Source organism: Pseudomonas sp. GL-R-19 (assembly GCF_019956375.1).
Lineage (GTDB): Bacteria > Pseudomonadota > Gammaproteobacteria > Pseudomonadales > Pseudomonadaceae > Aquipseudomonas.
On sequence record NZ_JAHBDJ010000044.1, the window covers coordinates 115,271 to 136,405 of the forward strand.

Consider the following 21,135-nt stretch of genomic DNA (forward strand, 5'->3'; position numbering starts at 1 on the left):
GATCGCAGCCTGCGGCAGCTCCTACATGGAACGGCGTACGCCCAGTAGGAGCTGCCGCAGGCTGCGATCTTTCAGGCAAAAAAAGCCCCGCGCTTCTCTCGAAGGCGGGGCTTTTTGGCAGATCGGAATCAGAACAAATCGATCGGCGCCGCTTCATCCGCCGGCAGCGGACTGCCCGGTGCCATGCCATTGCTGATCTCGTTGATCGACGGCGGCGTATCTTCGGCCTTGAACAGCTCGAAATAGGCCCCTGGCGTGCCCGGGGTGGCTGCGCGGCCACTGACCGGATCGACTCGCAGGCTGAGGATGCCTTCCGGTTCCGGCTGCGTATGCGGCGGTTTGCCTTTGAGCGCGGGGCCCATGTAGTTCATCCAGATCGGCAGCGCGACGGTGCCGCCGAATTCCTTGCGGCCCAGGCTTTCCGGTTGATCGAAACCGGTCCACACGGTCGTCACGTAATCGGCGTTGTAACCGGAGAACCAGGCGTCCTTGGATTCGTTGGTCGTACCGGTCTTGCCGGCAATGTCCGGGCGGCCCAGGGCCAGTGCGCGGCGACCGGTGCCGAGCTTGATCACGTCCTCAAGCATGCTGTTGAGGATGTACGTGGTGCGCCCGTCAATGATGCGTTCAGCCACGGCGGGTGCTTGTGGCGTCGACGTAGTGCCTGGGGTTTCGCCCACCGTTGCGTTGACTGTGAAGGCTTGAGGGGCGGTTGGCGCGGCAATGCCATCGCTGGCTGCGCCGCCCAGAGGCACGCTTGGTGGGTTGGCGACGAACAGTGTGTCGCCGTTGCGGCTTTCGATCTTGTCGATGATGTAAGGGGTGATCTTGTAGCCGCCGTTGGCGAAGGCGCTCCAGCCGGTGGCGATTTCCATAGGCGTCAGGGTCGCGGTGCCCAGCGCCAGGGACAGGTTGGGTGGCAGGTCCTGTTTGTTGAAGCCGAAGCGAGTGATGTAGTCGATGGTCTTGCCTACGCCCATCGCCTGCAGCAAGCGGATCGATACCAGGTTGCGCGACTTGTACAGCGCTTCACGCAGGCGAATCGGGCCGAGGAAGGTATTGGTGTCGTTCTTCGGACGCCAGACCTTGTCCAGGTACTCGTCGACGAACACGATCGGTGCGTCGTTCACCAGGCTGGAGGCGGTGTAGCCGCTATCCAGTGCGGCGGCGTAGACGAACGGTTTGAAGCTCGAACCCGGCTGGCGCTTGGCTTGCAGTGCGCGATTGTAGTTGCTCTGTTCGAAGGCGAAACCGCCGACCAGCGAACGAATGGCGCCGTTCTGTGGGTCCAGGGACACCAGCGCGCCCTGGGCCTGCGGGATCTGGCTGAACTTCAGCGAATTGTCCGGCTGACGCTGCACGCGAATCAGATCGCCCACTTGAGCCACGTCCGAAGGCTGCTTCGGATTGGCGCCCATGCTGTTGGTATTGAGGAACGGGCGGGCCCATTTCATGGTGTCCCAGCTCACGTGTTCCTGGCCGGTGCGGGTCAGCACTTGCAGGCCGTTCTTGTCGACCAGGGTCACGATGGCCGGTTCCAGGCCGCTGATGGTGCGTTGTTTGGTCAGCTCGGTGGCCCAGGCTTCGCGAGTCTTGCCCGGAAGCCGCGACTCGGGTCCGCGATAGCCGTGGCGCTGATCGTAGGTCATCAGACCTTCGTGGACCGCGGTGTTGGCCAGTTCCTGGAGGTTGCTCGGCACCGTGGTGGTGACGCGGAAGCCTTCGGTATACGCGTCGCTGCCATAACGCCCAACCATTTCGGCACGGGCCATTTCGGCGATGTACGGGGCGTTCACTTCCGGGGTCGGCACGTGATAGCTGGCGTTCAGCGGCTCGTTGATCGCAGCGGTGTAGTCGGCCTCGCTGATTTTCCCGAGCTTGTACATACGCCCCAGGATCCAGTCGCGACGCTCTTTGCTGCGCGCCGGGTTGGCCAGCGGGTTGAAGCGCGACGGTGCCTTGGGCAGACCGGCAATCATCGCCATCTGCGCCAGGCTGACATCACGGATCGATTTGCCGTAATAGACCTGCGCTGCCGCCTCGATGCCGTACGCACGGTTACCCAGATAGATTTTGTTGACGTACAGCTCGAGGATCTCGTCCTTGGTCAGCTGTCGTTCGATCTGCAGGGCCAGCAGGATCTCGGTGGTCTTGCGCGAGAAGCTGCGTTCGCTGCTCAGGAAGAAGTTCTTCGCCACCTGCATGGTGATCGTGCTGCCGCCGGACTGGATGTGTCCGCTTTTGACCAACTGGGTCGCGGCACGCATCAGGCTGCTCGGATCGACGCCGTAGTGGTTGGCGAAATTGTCGTCTTCAGCACTTAGTAACGCATTGATGAAATTGGGGGGAATGTCGGCGAAACGGATCGGTGTACGGCGCATTTCGCCGAATTCTGCGATCAACTTGTTATCGCTGCTGTAGACCCGCAAAGGGATCTGCAACTGGATGCTTCTCAGTGCCTCCACGGACGGCAGCCCGGGACTAAGGTAGAGGTACGCCCCGCTCAGACCCAGAAGGAGTCCGCAGAAAACCGCGACGATGGACCAACCGAAAAACTTTAGCAGACGAATCAAGGCTTTTGGATATCCAGGGCAAAAAATGAATTGGGCAACAGGGTTCAGGCTAAATGAGAACGACCCGCGCATTGAGCAAATGCGGAAAAAAAGCGCTGGGCATTATAAGCATTTTTCTGCTCGGGAGCGTGCTTGGCGCTGCTGTCAAGACGGGTGGATTGAACGCAATTGACATTGCAGAGTCCGTAACTCACGGAAAGTCATAGGGAATTGGTAGTGCCAGGACTCTTCAACAAAAAATCCAATACGCTGCTGGGAATCGATATCAGCTCCACCTCGGTGAAGCTTCTGGAGTTGAGCCGTCAGGGCGAGCGCTTCCGGGTCGAGGCCTATGCGGTCGAGCCGTTGCCGGTCGGCGCGGTGATCGAAAAGAATATCGCCGAGCTCGAAGGCGTGGGGTTGGCCCTCGCCCGCGCGCTGATCAAGGCCAGAACCGGCCTCAAGAACGTGGCCGTGGCCATGGCGGGCTCTGCGGTGATCACCAAGACCATCGAGATGGAGGCCGGTCTTTCCGAGGACGAGATGGAAAGCCAGCTGAAGATTGAGGCTGATCAATACATTCCATATCCCCTGGATGAAGTCGCGATCGACTTTGAAGTTCAGGGCACCTCTGAGCGCAACTCCGAGCGCGTCAACGTGCTGCTCGCCGCTTGCCGCAAGGAAAACGTCGAAGTTCGCGAGGCAGCCCTGGCCCTGGCGGGGCTGACCGCCCGCGTGGTCGATGTCGAGGCCTACGCGCTGGAGCGCTCATTTGCGTTGCTGGCCAGTCGGCTTGCGGTTTCCGGGGAGCGTTTGACGGTCGCAGTGGTGGATATCGGTGCCACCATGACCACGCTGAGCGTGCTGCACAGCGGGCGGATTATCTACACCCGAGAACAATTGTTCGGCGGTCGGCAATTGACCGAGGCAATCCAGCGTCGCTATGGCCTGACGCTGGAGCAGGCGGGGCTGGCGCAAAAGAAGGGCGGCCTGCCGGATGACTATGCCAGTGAGGTCTTGCAGCCATTTCGAGAGGCGCTGGTGCAGCAGGTGTCGCGCTCGTTGCAGTTCTTCTTCGCCTCAGGCCAGTACAGCGCCGTCGACCATGTCCTGTTGGCCGGCGGTACCGCGTCGATCCCGGGGCTGGACCGATTGATCGAGCGGCAATTGGGCACGCCGACCCAGGTTGCGAATCCTTTTTTCGAAATGACGCTGGGCAGCAAGGTCAATGGTGCTGCTCTGGCGAGTGATGCCCCGGCGTTGATGATCGCCTGTGGTCTGGCCCTCAGGAGCTTCGACTGATGGCACGGATCAATCTTTTACCCTGGCGCGAGGAGCGGCGTGAAGCCCGTCGCAAGCGCTTGCTGCTGATCCTGGTGGCCGTGATGGTGGGCACGATGGGCGCGGTGCTGGTCGCGAACCAGGCCATCAGCGGTGCCATCGACCGGCAAGTCGCCCGTAACGACTACATCGGCAAGCAAGTCGCCGTGGTCGATGAACGGATCAAACAGATCGATGATCTCAAGGCGCGCCGTCAGCAACTGGTCGAGCGCATGCGCATCATCCAGGACCTGCAAGGCAATCGCCAAATCAGCGGGCGAATATTTGACCAGTTGGCGCGAGCACTGCCCGACGGCGTGTATTTCACCGAAGTGAAAATGACCGCAAAGACCTTGTCCATCACCGGCGCTGCGCAATCGAACAATCGTGTTTCAGACTTGATGCGCAACCTCGAGGCATCAGACTGGTTCGATGCGCCGAACCTGACCGAAGTCAAGGCTACAGCTGCCGGCCAGGTGGAGCAGGCCAACGTCTTCCAGTTGACCGTTCGTCAGACTCAGCCCGCAACGCCGGAGGAGGGCAAATGAGTCCATCCGAATGGTTCGAAGGGCTGCGCAAGATCGACATCAATGAGCTGGATACCAGCAACATGGGTTCCTGGCCGCCGCCGATCAAGATTCTGGTGGCCGGGTTGCTCATGCTTCTGGTGCTGGCCCTGGGCTACAACTTTTCCACTCGCGACCTTGAGAGCCAGCTCGATCTCAAGCGTGAGGAGGAGTCGACACTCAAGGAGCAGTTCGCCGACAAAACCCGCAAGGCGGCGAATCTGGATCTCTACACCCGGCAACTGAAGGAGATGGAGAACGCCTTCGTCGTACTGCTGCGACAATTGCCCGGCGACACCGAAGTGCCCGGCTTGCTGGAAGACATCACTCGTACTGGTCTGGGCAGTGGCCTGGAGTTCGAAGAGATCAAGCTGCTGCCGGAGGTCGCCCGGCCGTTCTACATCGAACTGCCGATCCAGATCACGGTCACTGGGGATTACCACGACCTGGCCACCTTCGTCAGTGGTGTGGCCGGGTTGCCGCGAATCGTCACCTTGCACGATTTCGACCTTGCCCCCGTCAGCCCCCAGGGTGGTCCGAAACTGCGCTTGAGCATCCTCGCCAAGACCTACCGCTACAACGACAAGGGACGGCATCAATGAGACCGGCGCAGTGTTTTTCGGTAGTGGTGGTGCTGTCTGCTCTGTCCGGTTGTGGTGCCGGCGATGACTACGACGATCTGGATGCATACATGAACGAAATGCGCCTGCGTGGGCCGGGCAGGATTGAACCAACGCCGGTATTCCGGTCTTACCCGACATTCACTTACAACGCGGCGAATCTGCGTAGCCCGTTTTCACCGCAGATCAGCACTGATCTGGCGGCCCGGCGGCGGGGTTCACCTAACGTCAAGCCCGACCCTGGTCGGGTCAAGCAATACCTCGAAGGTTTCAACATCGAGCAGTTTGAAATGGTCGGCACCCTTTCCAATGCAAAGGGCTCCTATGCCTTGCTGCGCGGGGCGGGTGGGGTCCATCGGTTGAAAGTCGGCGATTACCTGGGGCGCAACGACGGACGGATCGTTGCGATCAGTGGCTCGCAAGTCGAAGTGGTTGAAATTGTCCCTGATGGTCAGGGCGCGTGGCTGGAGCGTCCCCGGACCATTCCTTTGAAAGAGCACTCATAGTGGAACTCCAATAATGAACAGGATTTTCTCCACCTTCGGCCTTTCGCTATGGATAGCGTTGTTGTCGCCGATGGTACAAGCGGCCAATCTCAAGGCGCTGGATGTCGCTGCGCTGCCGGGAGACCGTGTCGAGTTGAAGTTGTCGTTCGATGCGCCACCCCCGATGCCCCACGGCTATACGACGGAGTCGCCGGCCCGGATTGCCCTGGATTTGCCGGGTGTCGCCAGTCAGCTGGCCAGCAAGGCTCGCGATCTCGGCAGTGGAAATGCCCGTAGTGCTACGGTGGTGGAAGCCCGGGACCGTACGCGATTGATCATCAATCTGACTCAGCCAGCGCCGTACGAATCGCGAATTGAAGGCAACAATTTGCTGGTAGTAGTCGGGCAGGGTGTCAAACCGTCGACATCCAGGCCGGCGGCTACAGCAGCAATGCCGGCTCCGGCACGAGCCGCTGCGCCGGCAGGCAAGGCCATCCGCGGTGTGGATTTCCAGCGGGGAACCCAGGGTGAAGGCAACGTGGTGATCGACTTGTCGGATCCATCGATGGCGCCCGACATACAAGAGCGCGAGGGCAAGATCATCGTAGGCTTCGCCAAAACCCGATTGCCTGAGCCGTTGCGCGTGCGTCTGGATGTGAAGGATTTCGCCACGCCAGTGCAGTTCGTCAATGCCAGCGCCAGCGGCGATCGAGCGACCATCAGCATTGAGCCCGGTGGCAGGTTCGATTACTCGACCTATCAGACTGACAGCAAGCTCACGGTCAGCGTTCGCCCGGCGACGGTCGACGACCTGCAAAAGCGCAATGCCGGGCAACAGGCCTACAGCGGCGAGAAGCTTTCGCTGAATTTCCAGGACATCGATGTACGTTCGGTACTGCAACTGATAGCCGATTTCACCAACCTCAATCTGGTGGCCAGCGACACGGTGCAGGGTGGCATCACTTTGCGCTTGCAGAACGTGCCGTGGGATCAGGCGCTGGATCTGGTGCTGAAAACCAAGGGGCTGGATAAGCGCAAGGTCGGCAATGTTCTACTTGTTGCGCCGGCCGATGAAATTGCTGCTCGTGAGCGCCAGGAGCTGGAATCACAGAAGCAGATTGCCGATCTGGCGCCATTGCGTCGGGAGCTGTTGCAGGTCAACTACGCCAAGGCGGCGGACATCGCCAAGCTCTTCCAGTCGGTGACCAGTGCTGAAGCGAAACCCGACGAACGGGGGTCGATCACCGTCGATGAGCGCACCAACAATATCATTGCCTACCAGACCCAGGACCGGCTTGATGAGCTGCGCAGGATTGTCACGCAGCTGGATATCCCTGTGCGTCAGGTCATGATCGAGGCGCGCATTGTCGAAGCCAACGTCGACTATGACAAAAGCCTCGGGGTGCGCTGGGGCGGTTCGATACAGAACAAGGGCAACTGGAACACCTCCGGTGTCAGCAACGGACTCAACGGGTCGTCGACCATTGGCACGCCCGGCAGTACCGGCACCAATTCACCGTTCGTCGACATGGGCACGGTCAATAACACCTCGGGCATCGGCATAGCGTTCATCACCGATAACGTCTTGCTGGACCTGGAACTGACAGCCATGGAGAAAACCGGCAACGGGGAAATCGTCTCGCAACCCAAGGTGGTCACGTCCGACAAGGAAACCGCAAAAATCCTCAAAGGCACCGAGATTCCCTATCAGGAAGCCAGTTCCAGTGGCGCGACTTCGGTGTCGTTCAAGGAGGCGTCGCTGTCGCTGGAGGTGACGCCGCAGATCACGCCCGACAACCGGATCATCATGGAGGTCAAGGTGACCAAGGACGAACCGGACTTCCTGAACAAGGTCCAGGATGTGCCGCCCATCAAGAAAAACGAAGTCAACGCCAAGGTCCTGGTCAACGATGGCGAGACCATCGTCATTGGCGGTGTTTTCTCAAATACTCAGAGCAAGGTCGTAGATAAGGTGCCATTTCTTGGCGATGTGCCGTATCTTGGCCGCCTTTTCCGGCGTGATGTGGTTTCGGAGAAAAAATCCGAGCTGTTGGTATTCCTCACTCCGCGTATCATGAATAACCAGGCGATTGCTGTGAGTCATTGATTCTGTGCGAAATTTGATTCTTGTTGGACCGATGGGTGCTGGAAAAAGCACCATCGGCCGGTTGCTGGCCAAAGAGCTGCGCCTGCCATTCAAAGATTCCGATAAGGAAATTGAATTGCGCACGGGCGCCAATATCCCTTGGATCTTCGATAAAGAAGGCGAACCGGGCTTTCGTGATCGCGAGCAGGCAATGATTGCCGAGCTGTGCGATTACGACGGTGTGGTGCTGGCGACAGGCGGGGGCGCGGTCATGCGCGAAGCCAATCGCCGGGCACTGCATGCCGGTGGGCGGGTGGTTTATCTGCATGCGTCGGTCGAGCAGCAGGTCGGCCGTACGGCCCGCGACCGCAATCGGCCATTATTGCGTACTGCCGATCCGGCCAAGACCCTTCGGGATCTGCTGGCGATCCGCGATCCGCTTTATCGGGAAATTGCCGACCTGGTGGTCGAAACCGATGAGCGCCCGCCACGAATGGTCGTACTCGACATTCTAGAGCGCTTGCAGCAGTTGCCACCCCGTTAAAGCGCCGCGCGAAATGCGCTATCCTCGACGTCGCGCCATGACCGCTCAAGGTTGTGGCGGATGGCCACCGAACGGCGTCACACCAGCAGAGGCCGTGGATATTCGTAAACTCAGGGCAGGATGCCTGATTCATCTTCACTGTGGGGACACATGCAGACACTCAAGGTCGATCTAGGCGAGCGCAGCTACCCGATTCATATTGGCGAAGGTTTGTTGGATCAGCCTGAGCTGCTGGCCCCGCACATTCGCGGACGGCAAGTAGCGATCATTACCAACGAGACTGTTGCGCCGCTCTATCTCGAGCGTCTGACACGCAGCCTGGCGCAGTTCTCGGTGATTTCCGTGGTGCTGCCCGACGGCGAAGCCTTCAAGACCTGGGAAACCCTGCAACTTATTTTCGACGGCCTGCTGACTGCCCGGCATGACCGCCGCACGACAGTGATCGCCCTCGGTGGCGGTGTGATCGGTGACATGGCCGGCTTTGCCGCCGCCTGCTACCAGCGCGGCGTCGATTTCATCCAGGTTCCGACCACGCTGCTGTCTCAGGTCGACTCTTCGGTGGGTGGCAAGACCGGGATCAACCATCCGCTGGGCAAGAACATGGTCGGCGCCTTCTATCAGCCGAACGTGGTGCTGATCGATACCGCCAGCCTCAATTCCCTGCCGGCGCGCGAGCTGTCCGCCGGATTGGCCGAAGTCATCAAGTACGGGCTGATCTGTGATGAGCCGTTCCTGACCTGGCTCGAAGACAACGTCGACCGTCTGCGCAATCTGGATCAACAAGCCCTGACTTATGCCATCGAGCGCTCCTGCGCGGCCAAGGCAGCGGTGGTCGGTGCCGATGAGAAAGAGACCGGTGTTCGTGCCACGTTGAACCTGGGCCACACTTTTGGCCACGCCATCGAAACCCACATGGGCTATGGTGTATGGCTTCATGGTGAAGCAGTGGCTGCTGGCACCGTAATGGCGCTGGAAATGTCTGCGCGACTGGGCTGGATCAGCGAGCAAGAGCGCGATCGCGGCATTCGCCTGTTCCAGCGTGCGGGGCTGCCGGTCGTACCGCCGGAAGAGATGACAGAAGCCGATTTCCTCGAACACATGTCCATTGATAAAAAAGTGATCGACGGTCGTTTGCGCCTGGTGCTGCTGCGCCACATGGGTGAAGCGGTGGTGACCGACGATTATCCGAAAGAGGTTCTACAGGCCACGCTGGGGGCAGACTACCGCGCCCTGGCCCAGCTTAAAGGTTAATAAGAACACAATGACTAGTTTGCATGCCGACGAGGCTTTCCTCGGCCATTACCAGTTGAGTCATGACCCTTTTGCTCCTCGGGTGCCTGGCTTCAAATTTTTCCCGGCCCAGCGCAAACCCGTGCTGGGACAACTGCATCACCTGGCGCGTTATAGCCAGTTGCTGCTGGTGGTCACCGGCCCCGAGGGCAGTGGCAAGACCCTGTTGCGTCAGGCCCTGGTCGCCAGCACCAACAAGCAATCGGTACAAAGTCTGGTGGTGTCCGCCCGTGGCGCCGGCGATGCGGCCGGAGTGTTGCGTCAGGTGGCCCAGGCGCTGAACGTTGCCCGGGCTGATGCGGACGCTATTCTGGCCCAGGTGGTACAGCTTGCACTGACCGGGCAGGAAGTCTATCTGCTGGTCGATGACGCCGAACAACTCGACGAGTCCGCCCTTGAGGCGCTGATGATCCTCGCTGCCGGCGCGCCTGAGGGCCGCCCGCATGTGTTCCTGTTCGGTGAAACCTCGCTGATTGCTCAGCTTGAGGCTTTGCATCTCGAGGAAGAACGTTTCCATGTCATCGAGCTGCAACCCTACACCGAGGAAGAAACCCGCGAATACCTGGAGCAGCGGCTTGAAGGCGCTGGTCGCGGTATCGAACTTTTCACCGCAGATCAGATCTCTGATATTCACGAAAGCTCCGAAGGCTGGCCTGGCAGCATCAATCAGGTCGCCCGCGATGCAATGATCGAAGCCATGATCGCCAGCCGCTCAGCGGTCAAGCGTCCAAAAATGGGGTTCAATATGCCGAAGAAACACGTATTGGCGATTTCCGCCGTGGTCGTGGTCGCGGTAGCTGCCGCCTGGTTGATGCCGGGTCGCAACAAGGCACCGACCACGGGTGCACCGGCCAACGAACAGGCGCAACTGCCGCTTGGCCAGGGTCAGCCAACAGCGAATGGTGGTGCTCCGGCCGTCGAATTCGCCGGCAACACGCAGCCGATGCCATTGCCGTTGGTCGGCAATTCGCAGCCGGTCATGCGCGGTCCGCTGGCTGAAGCCGCGGGTGGCATTACCGAGGGCGACGACGGCGTGCCGGTCGAAGGTTCCAGCGCCACACCGCCGACGGTGACCACAACCGCACCGCCTGTGGGCGTTCCTGCCGGCCCTGCGCCGACGCCAGCCGCCAAGCCTGCCCCTACGCCGACTCAGGTCGCCACCGCCAAGCCTGCGCCTGCTCCAGTGGCCAAGCCTGCTCCAGCGCCAGCCAAGCCAGCCGTTGCTGCTGCAGCCAAGCCTGCCGAGAAACCGGCTCCGGCGGCCAAGGCGGCTGGCGGCACCTGGTACGCAGGGCAAGCACCGGGCAACTACGTGGTACAGATCCTCGGCACCAGCTCCGAAGCGAGCGCGCAAAGCTTCGTCAAGGAGCAGGGCGGCGAGTACCGTTACTTCAAGAAAGTCCTCAACGGCAAGCCGCTCTACGTGATCACCTACGGCAACTTTGCCAATCGTGATGCAGCTGTTTCCGCCATCAAGGCCTTGCCAGCGAAGGTTCAGGCTGGTAAACCTTGGCCTCGCACTGTCGCCAGCGTCCAACAGGAACTGGCAACAACTCGCTGAAGATTCGGCGGCCTTACCCAGGCCGCCTCTCCAAGCACCTCAAAATTTCTACAAGTGCGCGCCGCCTTCCGGGCTGCGTGCCTTGTGGTGTCTGCGTCATAGTAGCTTTTGAGTCGTAGCGGTCAAAATTAAAAAAAGTTTTGACTAGCACAGCAGATCGCTTTAAACCTTTCACAAATGCGACATAGATTTGCGACATTTCGTCGTCAAATTTGTGAGGCCAAGTGTCGGTGTGTACAATGACCTCCCTTTTGCCCCGCAAAGCTGGCGTGCGTTCGGCGCGGATGGCAAGTGGTTGAATTGAAAAGAAATTTGCCTCGATCAGAGGCAGCCTGGTGAGAAAGTGTCTATGAAAGCAGGTCTGTACCAACCAGATGAATTCAAGGATAACTGCGGTTTCGGCCTGATTGCTCATATGCAGGGCGAGCCCAGTCATACCCTTTTGCAAACGGCCATCGAGGCCCTGACCTGCATGACCCACCGCGGTGGGATTAATGCCGACGGCAAGACCGGTGACGGTTGCGGTCTGCTGATTCAAAAGCCGGACGTGTTCCTGCGAGCCATCGCCCAGGAAACCTTCGGCGTCGAAATGCCCAAGCAATACGCCGTGGGCATGGTTTTCTTCAACCAGGACCCGGTCAAAGCCCAAGCCGCTCGCGAGAACATGAACCGTGAGATCCTGGCCGCCGGCTTGCAGTTGGTCGGCTGGCGCAAAGTGCCGATCGACACCAGCGTCCTCGGCCGCCTGGCGCTTGAGCGCCTGCCGCAGATCGAGCAAGTGTTCATCGGCGGTGAAGGCCTGAGCGATCAGGACATGGCCGTCAAGCTGTTCACCTCCCGTCGTCGCTCGTCCGTGGCCAACGCCGCTGACACCGACCACTACGTCTGCAGCTTTTCGCACAAGACCATCATTTACAAAGGCCTGATGATGCCGGCGGACTTGACCGCCTTCTATCCAGACCTCAGCGACAAGCGCCTGCAAACCTCGATCTGCGTGTTCCACCAGCGCTTCTCCACCAACACCCTGCCGAAATGGCCGCTGGCCCAACCGTTCCGCTTCCTGGCGCACAACGGCGAGATCAACACCATCACCGGCAACCGCAACTGGGCCGTGGCCCGTCGCACCAAGTTCAGCAACGATCTGATGGACCTGGAAGAACTCGGCCCGCTGGTCAACCGCGTCGGTTCCGACTCCTCGAGCATGGACAACATGCTCGAGCTGATGGTCACCGGTGGCATCGACCTGTTCCGTGGCGTGCGGATGATCATTCCGCCTGCGTGGCAGAACGTCGAGACCATGGACCCGGATCTGCGTGCGTTCTACGAATACAACTCGATGCACATGGAACCGTGGGACGGCCCGGCCGGCGTGGTAATGACCGACGGTCGTTACGCGGTGTGCCTGCTCGACCGTAACGGTCTGCGTCCGGCGCGTTGGGTCACCACCAAGAACGGCTTCATCACCCTGGCCTCGGAAATCGGTGTCTGGAACTACCAGCCTGAAGACGTGATCGCCAAGGGCCGTGTGGGTCCGGGCCAGATCTTTGCCGTGGACACCGAAACCGGTCAGATCCTCGACACCGATGCGATCGACAACCGTTTGAAGTCCCGTCATCCGTACAAGCAATGGCTGCGCAAGAATGCCCTGCGCATCCAGGCGACCATGGAAGACAACGACCACGGTTCGGCGTTCTACGACGTCGATCAGCTCAAGCAATACATGAAGATGTACCAGGTCACGTTCGAAGAGCGCGACCAGGTGCTGCGTCCGCTCGGCGAACAGGGCTACGAAGCCGTGGGCTCGATGGGCGACGATACGCCGATGGCCGTGCTGTCCCAGCGCGTGCGCACGCCGTACGACTATTTCCGCCAGCAGTTCGCGCAGGTCACCAACCCGCCGATCGACCCGCTGCGTGAGGCCATCGTCATGTCGCTGGAAATCTGCCTCGGTGCCGAGCGCAACATTTTCCAGGAGTCGCCGGAACACGCTTCGCGCGTGATCCTCAGCTCGCCGGTCATTTCCCCGGCCAAGTGGCGCTCGCTGATGAACCTCGATCGTCCGGGCTTCGAGCGCGCGATCATCGACCTCAACTACGACGAAAGCGTCGGCCTGGAAGCTGCGATCCGCAATGTTGCCGATCAGGCTGAAGAAGCCGTGCGCTCCGGTCGTACCCAGGTCGTTCTGAGTGACCGTCACATTGCCCCGGGCAAGTTGCCGATCCACGCGTCCCTGGCGACCGGCGCGGTGCACCACCGCCTGACCGAAAAGGGCCTGCGTTGCGACTCCAACATCCTGGTGGAAACCGCCACCGCCCGCGATCCGCATCACTTCGCCGTGTTGATCGGTTTCGGCGCCTCTGCCGTTTATCCGTTCCTGGCCTACGAAGTGCTCGGCGACCTGATCCGTACCGGCGAAGTGCTGGGTGACCTCTATGAGGTGTTCAAGAACTACCGTAAAGGCATCACCAAAGGCCTGCTCAAGATCCTGTCGAAGATGGGCATCTCGACCATCACTTCGTACCGCGGTGCGCAGTTGTTCGAGGCCATCGGCCTGTCCGAGGAAGTCTGCAACCTGAGCTTCCGTGGCGTGCCGAGCCGCATCAAGGGCGCGCGTTTCGTCGACATCGAAGCCGAGCAGAAAGCCCTGGCCACCGAAGCCTGGAGCCCGCGCAAGCCGATCCAGCAAGGCGGTTTGCTGAAGTTCGTCCACGGTGGCGAATATCACGCCTACAACCCGGACGTGGTCAACACCCTGCAGGCCGCTGTGCAGCAGGGCGACTACAGCAAGTTCAAGGAATACACGTCGCTGGTGGACAACCGCCCGGTGTCGATGATCCGCGACCTGCTGAAAGTCAAAACCCTCGACACTCCATTGGATATGAGTGAAATCGAGCCGCTGGAATCGGTGCTCAAGCGCTTCGACTCCGCCGGCATCTCGCTGGGCGCCCTGTCGCCGGAAGCTCACGAAGCCCTGGCCGAAGCCATGAACCGCCTCGGTGCGCGTTCCAACTCTGGCGAAGGCGGCGAAGACCCTGCGCGCTACGGCACCATCAAGAGCTCGAAAATCAAGCAGGTTGCCACTGGCCGTTTCGGTGTGACCCCGGAATACCTGGTCAACGCCGAAGTGCTGCAGATCAAGGTCGCCCAAGGCGCCAAGCCAGGCGAAGGTGGTCAGTTGCCAGGCGGCAAGGTCAACGGTCTGATCGCCAAGCTGCGTTACGCAGTGCCGGGCGTAACCCTGATTTCGCCACCGCCGCACCACGACATCTATTCGATCGAAGACTTGTCGCAGCTGATTTTCGACCTGAAACAAGTCAACCCGAAGGCACTGGTCTCGGTGAAGCTGGTGGCAGAAGCTGGCGTCGGCACCATCGCCGCCGGTGTGGCCAAGGCCTACGCGGACTTGATCACCATCTCCGGCTACGACGGCGGTACCGGTGCATCGCCGCTGACCTCGATCAAATACGCGGGCGCTCCGTGGGAACTCGGCTTGGCCGAAACCCACCAGACCCTGCGTGGCAACGACCTGCGCGGCAAAGTCCGGGTACAGACCGACGGCGGCCTGAAAACCGGCCTCGACGTGATCAAGGCGGCGATCCTCGGCGCTGAAAGCTTCGGCTTCGGCACCGCGCCAATGATCGCCCTGGGCTGCAAATACCTGCGCATCTGCCACCTGAACAACTGCGCCACCGGCGTCGCGACTCAGAACGAGAAGCTGCGCAAGGATCACTACATCGGTACCGTCGACATGGTGGTGAATTTCTTCACCTATGTCGCCGAAGAAACCCGTGAGTGGCTGGCCAAGCTGGGCGTGCGCTCCCTCGAAGAGCTGATCGGCCGTACCGATCTGCTGGAAGTCCTCGAAGGTCAGACCGCCAAGCAGCACCACCTGGACCTCACCCCGTTGCTGGGCAGCGACCACGTGCCGGCAGACAAGCCGCAGTTCTGTGGCGTGGAGCGCAACCCGCCGTTCGACAAGGGCTTGCTGGCTGAGAAAATGGTCACTATGGCCACCTCGGCCATCAACGACCTGAGCGGCGCCGAGTTCGCCCTGGACATCTGCAACTGCGACCGTTCCATCGGTGCACGGATCTCCGGTGAAATCGCGCGCAAGCATGGCAACCAGGGCATGGCCAATTCGCCTATCACGTTCCGCTTCAAAGGCACGGCCGGGCAGAGTTTCGGCGTGTGGAACGCTGGCGGCCTGAACATGTACCTGGAAGGCGACGCCAACGACTACGTCGGCAAGGGCATGACCGGCGGCAAGCTGGTGATCGTACCGCCCAAAGGCAGCGTCTACCGCACTCAGGACAGTGCCATCATCGGCAACACCTGCCTGTATGGCGCCACTGGCGGCAAGCTGTTCGCCGCCGGCACCGCGGGCGAGCGTTTTGCCGTGCGTAACTCTGGTGCCCACACTGTGGTGGAAGGCACTGGCGATCACTGCTGCGAGTACATGACTGGTGGTTTCGTCTGCGTATTGGGCAAGACCGGTTACAACTTCGGCTCTGGCATGACCGGCGGTTTCGCCTACGTGCTCGACCAGGACAACAGCTTCGTTGACCGGGTCAACCACGAACTGGTGGAAATTCAGCGGATCAGCGGCGAGGCGATGGAAGCCTATCGCAGCCACCTGCAAAACGTGCTGAACGAGTACGTCGAGGAAACCGACAGCGAGTGGGGGCGTGAACTCGCCGAAAACCTCGATGACTACTTGCGCCGTTTCTGGCTGGTCAAGCCCAAGGCTGCCAACCTGAAATCGTTGCTTTCCAGCACCCGTGCCAACCCGCAGTGATATGCGCCTGAAGAGTTTGATGAGGTTTTAAAATGGCTGAACGTCTGAATAATGACTTCCAGTTCATCGAGGTCGGGCGCAAGGATCCGAAGAAGAAACTGTTGCGTCAACGCAAGAAAGAGTTCGTGGAAATCTACGAACCCTTCAAACCCCAGCAGTCGGCCGACCAGGCCCACCGCTGCCTGGGTTGCGGTAACCCGTATTGCGAATGGAAGTGCCCGGTGCACAACTTCATTCCCAACTGGCTGAAACTGGTGGCCGAGGGCAACATCCTCCAGGCCGCCGAACTGTCGCACCAGACCAACACCCTGCCGGAAGTCTGCGGCCGGGTGTGCCCGCAGGATCGTCTGTGCGAGGGTGCCTGCACCCTCAACGACGGCTTCGGCGCGGTGACCATCGGTTCGGTGGAGAAGTACATCACCGACACCGCATTCGCCATGGGTTGGCGCCCGGACATGTCCAAGGTCAAGCCGACCGGCAAGCGTGTTGCGATCATCGGTGCCGGGCCTGCAGGCCTGGGCTGTGCCGACGTACTGGTGCGCGGCGGCGTGACCCCGGTGGTGTTCGACAAGAACCCGGAAATCGGCGGTCTGCTGACCTTCGGCATCCCCGAGTTCAAGCTGGAAAAGACCGTGTTGAGCAATCGTCGCGAAGTCTTCACCGGCATGGGTATCGAGTTCCGCCTCAACACCGAGGTAGGCACGGACGTGACCATGGAGCAACTGCTCGAAGAATACGATGCGGTCTTCATGGGCATGGGCACCTACACCTACATGAAGGGCGGCTTTGCCGGGGAAGACCTGCCAGGCGTGTACGACGCGCTCGACTTCCTGATCGCCAACGTCAACCGCAACCTGGGCTTTGAAAAGTCGCCGGAAGATTTCGTCGACATGAAAGGCAAGAAGGTCGTGGTACTCGGTGGTGGCGACACGGCGATGGACTGCAACCGTACGTCGATCCGCCAGGGCGCCAAGTCGGTGACCTGCGCCTATCGTCGTGACGAAGCGAACATGCCGGGCTCGCGCAAAGAGGTGAAGAACGCCAAGGAAGAAGGCGTGAAATTCCTCTACAACCGCCAGCCGATCGCCATCGTTGGTGAAGACAAGGTCGAAGGTGTGAAGGTGGTCGAGACCCGTCTCGGCGAACCGGACGCCCGTGGCCGTCGCAGCCCCGAACCGATCCCGGGTTCCGAAGAGATCATCCCGGCCGACGCCGTGGTCATCGCCTTCGGTTTCCGTCCAAGCCCGGCGCCGTGGTTCGAGCAGTTCGAGATCCAGACCGACAGCCAGGGCCGTGTAGTGGCGCCTGAGCAAGGTCAGTACAAGCATCAGACCAGCAATCCGAAAATCTTTGCTGGTGGCGACATGGTGCGCGGTTCCGACCTGGTGGTGACGGCGATCTTCGAAGGCCGTAATGCCGCGGAAGGGATCCTGGATTACCTGGGCGTCTGAGCCTCGATCCAGACTTGAAATGCAGTAACCCTGTGGGAGCGAGCCTGCTCGCGAAAGCGGTCTGTCAGCCAACTTCAATGTTGGTTGTGCCGGCCTCTTCGCGAGCAAGCCCGCTCCCACAGTTGTTTCGCGGTGTTGCTAAACTCTGTATTTCATTGCGACAAATTGACCCGAAAGACAAAAGCCTCCGCTCTTGCCGTGCCTTTTGCGCCCGGCTCTGAGAAAATGCCCTCACTTTTTTTCCGGATGCCGACATGACTGCCCTGAAGAACGACCGTTTCCTGCGCGCCCTGCTCAAGCAACCCGTAGACGTCACCCCTGTGTGGATGATGCGTCAGGCCGGTCGCTACCTGCCTGAATACCGCGCCAGCCGTGGCAAAGCCGGCGACTTCATGAGCCTGTGCATGAACCCGGCGTTCGCTTGCGAAGTCACGATGCAGCCGCTCGACCGTTATCCACAGCTGGATGCGGCGATCCTCTTCTCCGACATCCTGACCATCCCCGATGCCATGGGGCAGGGCTTGTACTTCGAAACCGGTGAAGGTCCGCGCTTCAAGAAAGTCATCAGCACCCTGGCCGACATCGAAGCCCTGCCGATTCCTGACCCGCAGAAAGACCTGGGCTACGTGATGGACGCGGTCAGCACCATCCGCCGCGAACTGAACGGCCGTGTGCCGTTGATCGGTTTCTCCGGCAGCCCGTGGACCCTGGCGACCTACATGGTCGAAGGCGGCTCGTCGAAAGACTTCCGCAAGACCAAGGCCATGCTCTACGACAACCCGCAAGCCATGCACCTGCTGCTCGATAAACTCGCGCAGTCGGTCACCAGCTACCTCAATGGCCAGATCATGGCCGGCGCACAGGCCGTGCAGATCTTCGACACCTGGGGCGGCAACCTGTCGGCGGCGGCGTACCAGGAATTCTCCCTGGCCTACATGCGCAAAATCGTCAGCGGCCTGATCCGTGAGCACGAAGGCCGCAAGGTGCCGGTCATCCTGTTCACCAAGAACGGCGGCCTGTGGCTGGAAAGCATTGCCGAGGCTGGCGCAGATGCGCTGGGCCTGGACTGGACCTGCGATATTGGCAGCGCCCGCGCCCGTGTTGGCGACAAGGTTGCCCTGCAAGGCAACATGGACCCGACCGTGCTCTACGCCAAACCGGAAGCCATCCGCGCAGAAGTCGGGCGTATTCTGGCCAGCTACGGCAAGGGCAGCGGCCACGTGTTCAACCTCGGCCATGGCATCACGCCGGAAGTCGACCCGGAGCACGCCGGCGCGTTCCTGCGTGCGGTACATGAGCTGTCGGCGCAGTATCACGAGTGATCGGCACCCAATAAAAAACGCCCGGCTTATGCCGGGCGTTTTTGTATCTCGGTAATCTTCTGTAGGAGCGAGCTTGCTCGCGATGGTCGTTAACGATAACGCGTATTTACTGGCTAAACACGGCACTCTTGCGTCCATCGCGAGCAAGCTCGCTCCTACAGGGGGTGGTCGTCCAATGGCGGCAACTTCGCCAGTTTCAACGCCACAAACAGCGCAATCACCAGCAGCGTGCCGATGAACAACCCGATCCCGCTCCAGCCGCCTAGGTGCCAGAACACGCCGCCTGCCGTTCCGGCGATGCTCCCACCGGCGTAATAGCTGAACAGGTACAGCGACGATGCCTGCCCCTTGGCCCTGGTGGCGCGGCGGCCGATCCAGCTGCTGGCCACCGAGTGGGCGCCAAAGAAGCCGAAGGTAAAGATCAGCATGCCAATGATCACCAGCGGCAAGGGCGTGAACATCGTCAGGGCGAGACCAGCGATCATCAGCGCGATGGTGCTCCAGAGCATTTTGCGGCGGCCGAGTTTGTCGGCCAGCGAGCCGATTTTCGCTGAGCTGTAGATGCCCGACAGGTACACCACCGACAACAACCCGACAAAGGTCTGTTCCATGTGGTACGGCGCGGCCAGCAGGCGATAGCCGATGTAGTTGAACAGCGTGACGAACGCGCCCATCAACACAAAGGCTTCAAGAAACAGCAGCGGCAGGCCGGCGTCGCGAAAGTGCATGGTGAAACCGTCGAGCAAGCTGCGCGGATGCAGCGAGCGGGCGCGGAAGTTGCGCGATTTCGGGAGGATTTTCCAGAACACCGCCGCGGCAATCACCGCCAGGCCACCGATCACCAGCATCGCCGTGTGCCAGCTGACGAAGTCGATCAATACCCCGGTGATCAAGCGTCCGCTCATCCCGCCAATCGCGTTGCCAGCGATGTACAAGCCCATGGCGAGGCCGATGTGCTGTGGGTGGATCTCTTCGCTCAAGTAAGTCATCGCAACCGCAGCCAGACCGCTCAACGACAATCCAATCAGCGCACGCATCAGCAGCACACCGTGCCAGCTCGGCATCATCGCACTGGCCATGGTGCACAGCGCGGCGGCGAACAGTGCGGCCACCATTACCTGTTTGCGTCCGACCCGGTCGGAGATCGGGCCGGTAATCAGCAGGCCGATGGCGAGCATGCCGGTGGCGATCGACAGGATCAGGCTGCTCTGCGCCGCGTTGATGGAATATTCGTGGGACAGCAGCGGCATCATCGGCTGCACGCAGTAGAGCAGGGCGAAAGTCGCGAAGCCGCCGCAGAACAACGCCAGCACCGTGCGCATGAACGCCGGGGTGCCTTTTTCGATGTAGATCTCCGCCCGCTCAGCGGCGATAGCGTCCGCTGCTGCGGGAGGAACTTCATGGGCGAGTGGGGCGACAGCAGTTTTCACGTTGGACCTCGGAGGACGCAGCCGGTCGGGCAATGAAAAAAGCATATAGCTGGCTAATGATTCAATCCAATATATTGTTCGACCTGTTTGATAGCTTTTACGACCTAATGGGGTTTTCCATGGAATTGCGTCACCTGCGCTACTTCATCGCCGTCGCCGAAGAACTGCACTTCGGCCGCGCCGCACAGGTGCTGGGCATCTCCCAGCCACCGCTGAGCCAGCAAATTCAGGCGCTGGAACAGGAAGTCGGCGCACGACTGTTCGAGCGTACCAATCGTCGGGTCGAGCTGAGCGAGGCCGGTCGGCTGTTTCTGCAAGAGGCACGGTTGGTGCTGGCGCAGGTCGACAAAGCGGCGGATGTCGCGCGACGGGCGCAACTGGGTGAGTTGGGTGAGCTGAAAATCGGCTTCACCTCGTCGGCCCCCTTCAACTCGACCATTCCCCAGGCGATTTTCTCTTTCCGCCAGCGCTTCCCGGCGGTGCATCTGAACCTGCGGGAGATGAGCAGCACCCAGGTGGCTGATGCGCTGGTGGACGAGTCGATTGAAGTCGGCATCATGCGCCCGCTCGGGCTGCCGGACTGCCTCAGCGTGGTCGAATTGATGCGCGAGCCGCTGGTCGCGGTGCTCAGCTCCAAGCACCCGTTGGTAGAGGGCAGCGAGGAGGGCTTGTTCCTGTCAGCCCTGGCGCTTGAGCCCTTTGTGTTTTTTCCGCGTAGCTACGGCAGTGGCCTGTATGCGCAGTTGCTCAGCCTGGCCCGGGACTCCGGCTTCAGCCCACACTTCGCCCAGGAGGCCGGAGAGGCGATGACCATCATCGGGCTGGTAGCGGCGGGGCTGGGCGTGTCGGTGCTGCCGGCGTCTTATCAGCGGATGCGTATTGACGGTGTGGTCTACCGCCCGCTGCTCGATCCGGCGGCGGTATCGGCGGTGTGGTTGGTGCAGCGTAAGGACCAGAAGTCGGCGATGGCCAAGGCGTTTGTTGAACTGCTGACGCGCAGAGTTGAACCGCTGAAGCAGTGACGGTATGAACACAATATTCCCTGTAGGAGCGAGCCTGCTCGCGATGGACTAAAAAACGCCACGTTCACCCAGGAAGCACGCGCCATCGTTG

General features: G+C 60.6%; 14 protein-coding genes. 12 read left to right on the forward strand and 2 right to left on the reverse strand.

Going from position 1 to position 21,135, the window contains the following annotated elements:
• Nucleotides 1-128: 128 nt before the first annotated feature.
• Nucleotides 129-2,570 carry a penicillin-binding protein 1A gene (locus KGA83_RS21375; RefSeq protein ID WP_371920745.1) on the reverse strand — a complete coding sequence of 814 codons (2,442 nt, stop codon included), beginning with the start codon at nt 2,568-2,570 and terminating at the stop codon, nt 129-131.
• Nucleotides 2,571-2,789: 219 nt separating this feature from the next.
• Here KGA83_RS21375 and KGA83_RS21380 point away from each other — a divergent pair, with 219 nt between their 5' ends.
• The 11 genes from KGA83_RS21380 to hemE all read left to right on the forward strand — a co-directional run bounded on the left by KGA83_RS21380 (nt 2,790) and on the right by hemE (nt 18,592).
• Nucleotides 2,790-3,854, forward strand: coding sequence for a pilus assembly protein PilM (locus tag KGA83_RS21380; protein ID WP_223530808.1), 1,065 nt, complete (start codon nt 2,790-2,792; stop codon nt 3,852-3,854).
• Nucleotides 3,854-4,420, forward strand: a complete 567-nt coding sequence (locus KGA83_RS21385) for a PilN domain-containing protein (protein WP_108216243.1) — start codon at nt 3,854-3,856, stop codon at nt 4,418-4,420. Before KGA83_RS21380 ends, KGA83_RS21385 begins: the two co-directional genes overlap by 1 nt.
• Nucleotides 4,417-5,040, forward strand: a complete 624-nt coding sequence (locus KGA83_RS21390; protein ID WP_108216244.1) for a type 4a pilus biogenesis protein PilO — start codon at nt 4,417-4,419, stop codon at nt 5,038-5,040. The genes KGA83_RS21385 and KGA83_RS21390 overlap by 4 nt, the downstream gene beginning before the upstream one ends.
• Nucleotides 5,037-5,564: a pilus assembly protein PilP gene (locus KGA83_RS21395; protein WP_108216245.1), complete on the forward strand. Its 528-nt coding sequence runs from the start codon at nt 5,037-5,039 to the stop codon at nt 5,562-5,564. Before KGA83_RS21390 ends, KGA83_RS21395 begins: the two co-directional genes overlap by 4 nt.
• A gap of 13 nt (nt 5,565-5,577) precedes the next feature.
• Nucleotides 5,578-7,650: a type IV pilus secretin PilQ gene (gene pilQ, locus KGA83_RS21400; RefSeq protein WP_223530809.1), complete on the forward strand. Its 2,073-nt coding sequence runs from the start codon at nt 5,578-5,580 to the stop codon at nt 7,648-7,650.
• Nucleotides 7,651-7,654: 4 nt separating this feature from the next.
• The gene (aroK, locus tag KGA83_RS21405) at nt 7,655-8,173 is read left to right on the forward strand and encodes a shikimate kinase AroK (RefSeq protein WP_015093141.1); all 519 of its coding nucleotides are present in this window, start codon (nt 7,655-7,657) and stop codon (nt 8,171-8,173) included.
• 150 nt (nt 8,174-8,323) lie between these two features.
• Complete coding sequence (gene aroB / locus KGA83_RS21410) at nt 8,324-9,424, forward strand: 3-dehydroquinate synthase (protein WP_223530811.1); 1,101 nt, start codon at nt 8,324-8,326, stop codon at nt 9,422-9,424.
• A gap of 10 nt (nt 9,425-9,434) precedes the next feature.
• On the forward strand, nt 9,435-11,024 hold the full coding sequence (locus KGA83_RS21415) for an AAA family ATPase (RefSeq protein ID WP_223530813.1): 1,590 nt from the start codon (nt 9,435-9,437) through the stop codon (nt 11,022-11,024).
• Between the two features lie 349 nt (nt 11,025-11,373).
• The gene (gene gltB / locus KGA83_RS21420; RefSeq protein WP_223530815.1) at nt 11,374-15,819 is read left to right on the forward strand and encodes a glutamate synthase large subunit; all 4,446 of its coding nucleotides are present in this window, start codon (nt 11,374-11,376) and stop codon (nt 15,817-15,819) included.
• Nucleotides 15,820-15,851: 32 nt separating this feature from the next.
• Nucleotides 15,852-17,270, forward strand: coding sequence for an FAD-dependent oxidoreductase (locus KGA83_RS21425; protein WP_108216250.1), 1,419 nt, complete (start codon nt 15,852-15,854; stop codon nt 17,268-17,270).
• Between the two features lie 254 nt (nt 17,271-17,524).
• A complete protein-coding gene (gene hemE, locus KGA83_RS21430) occupies nt 17,525-18,592 on the forward strand; it encodes a uroporphyrinogen decarboxylase (RefSeq protein WP_223530817.1) in 1,068 nt (355 codons plus the stop codon).
• 155 nt (nt 18,593-18,747) lie between these two features.
• On the opposite strand, the gene KGA83_RS21435 is transcribed toward hemE, so the two are convergent.
• A complete protein-coding gene (locus KGA83_RS21435; RefSeq protein ID WP_223530819.1) occupies nt 18,748-20,022 on the reverse strand; it encodes an MFS transporter in 1,275 nt (424 codons plus the stop codon).
• 119 nt (nt 20,023-20,141) lie between these two features.
• On the opposite strand from KGA83_RS21435, the gene KGA83_RS21440 reads away from it, so the two are divergent.
• On the forward strand, nt 20,142-21,044 hold the full coding sequence (locus tag KGA83_RS21440) for a LysR family transcriptional regulator (protein WP_115947405.1): 903 nt from the start codon (nt 20,142-20,144) through the stop codon (nt 21,042-21,044).
• The last annotated feature ends 91 nt before the right edge of the window (nt 21,045-21,135 follow it).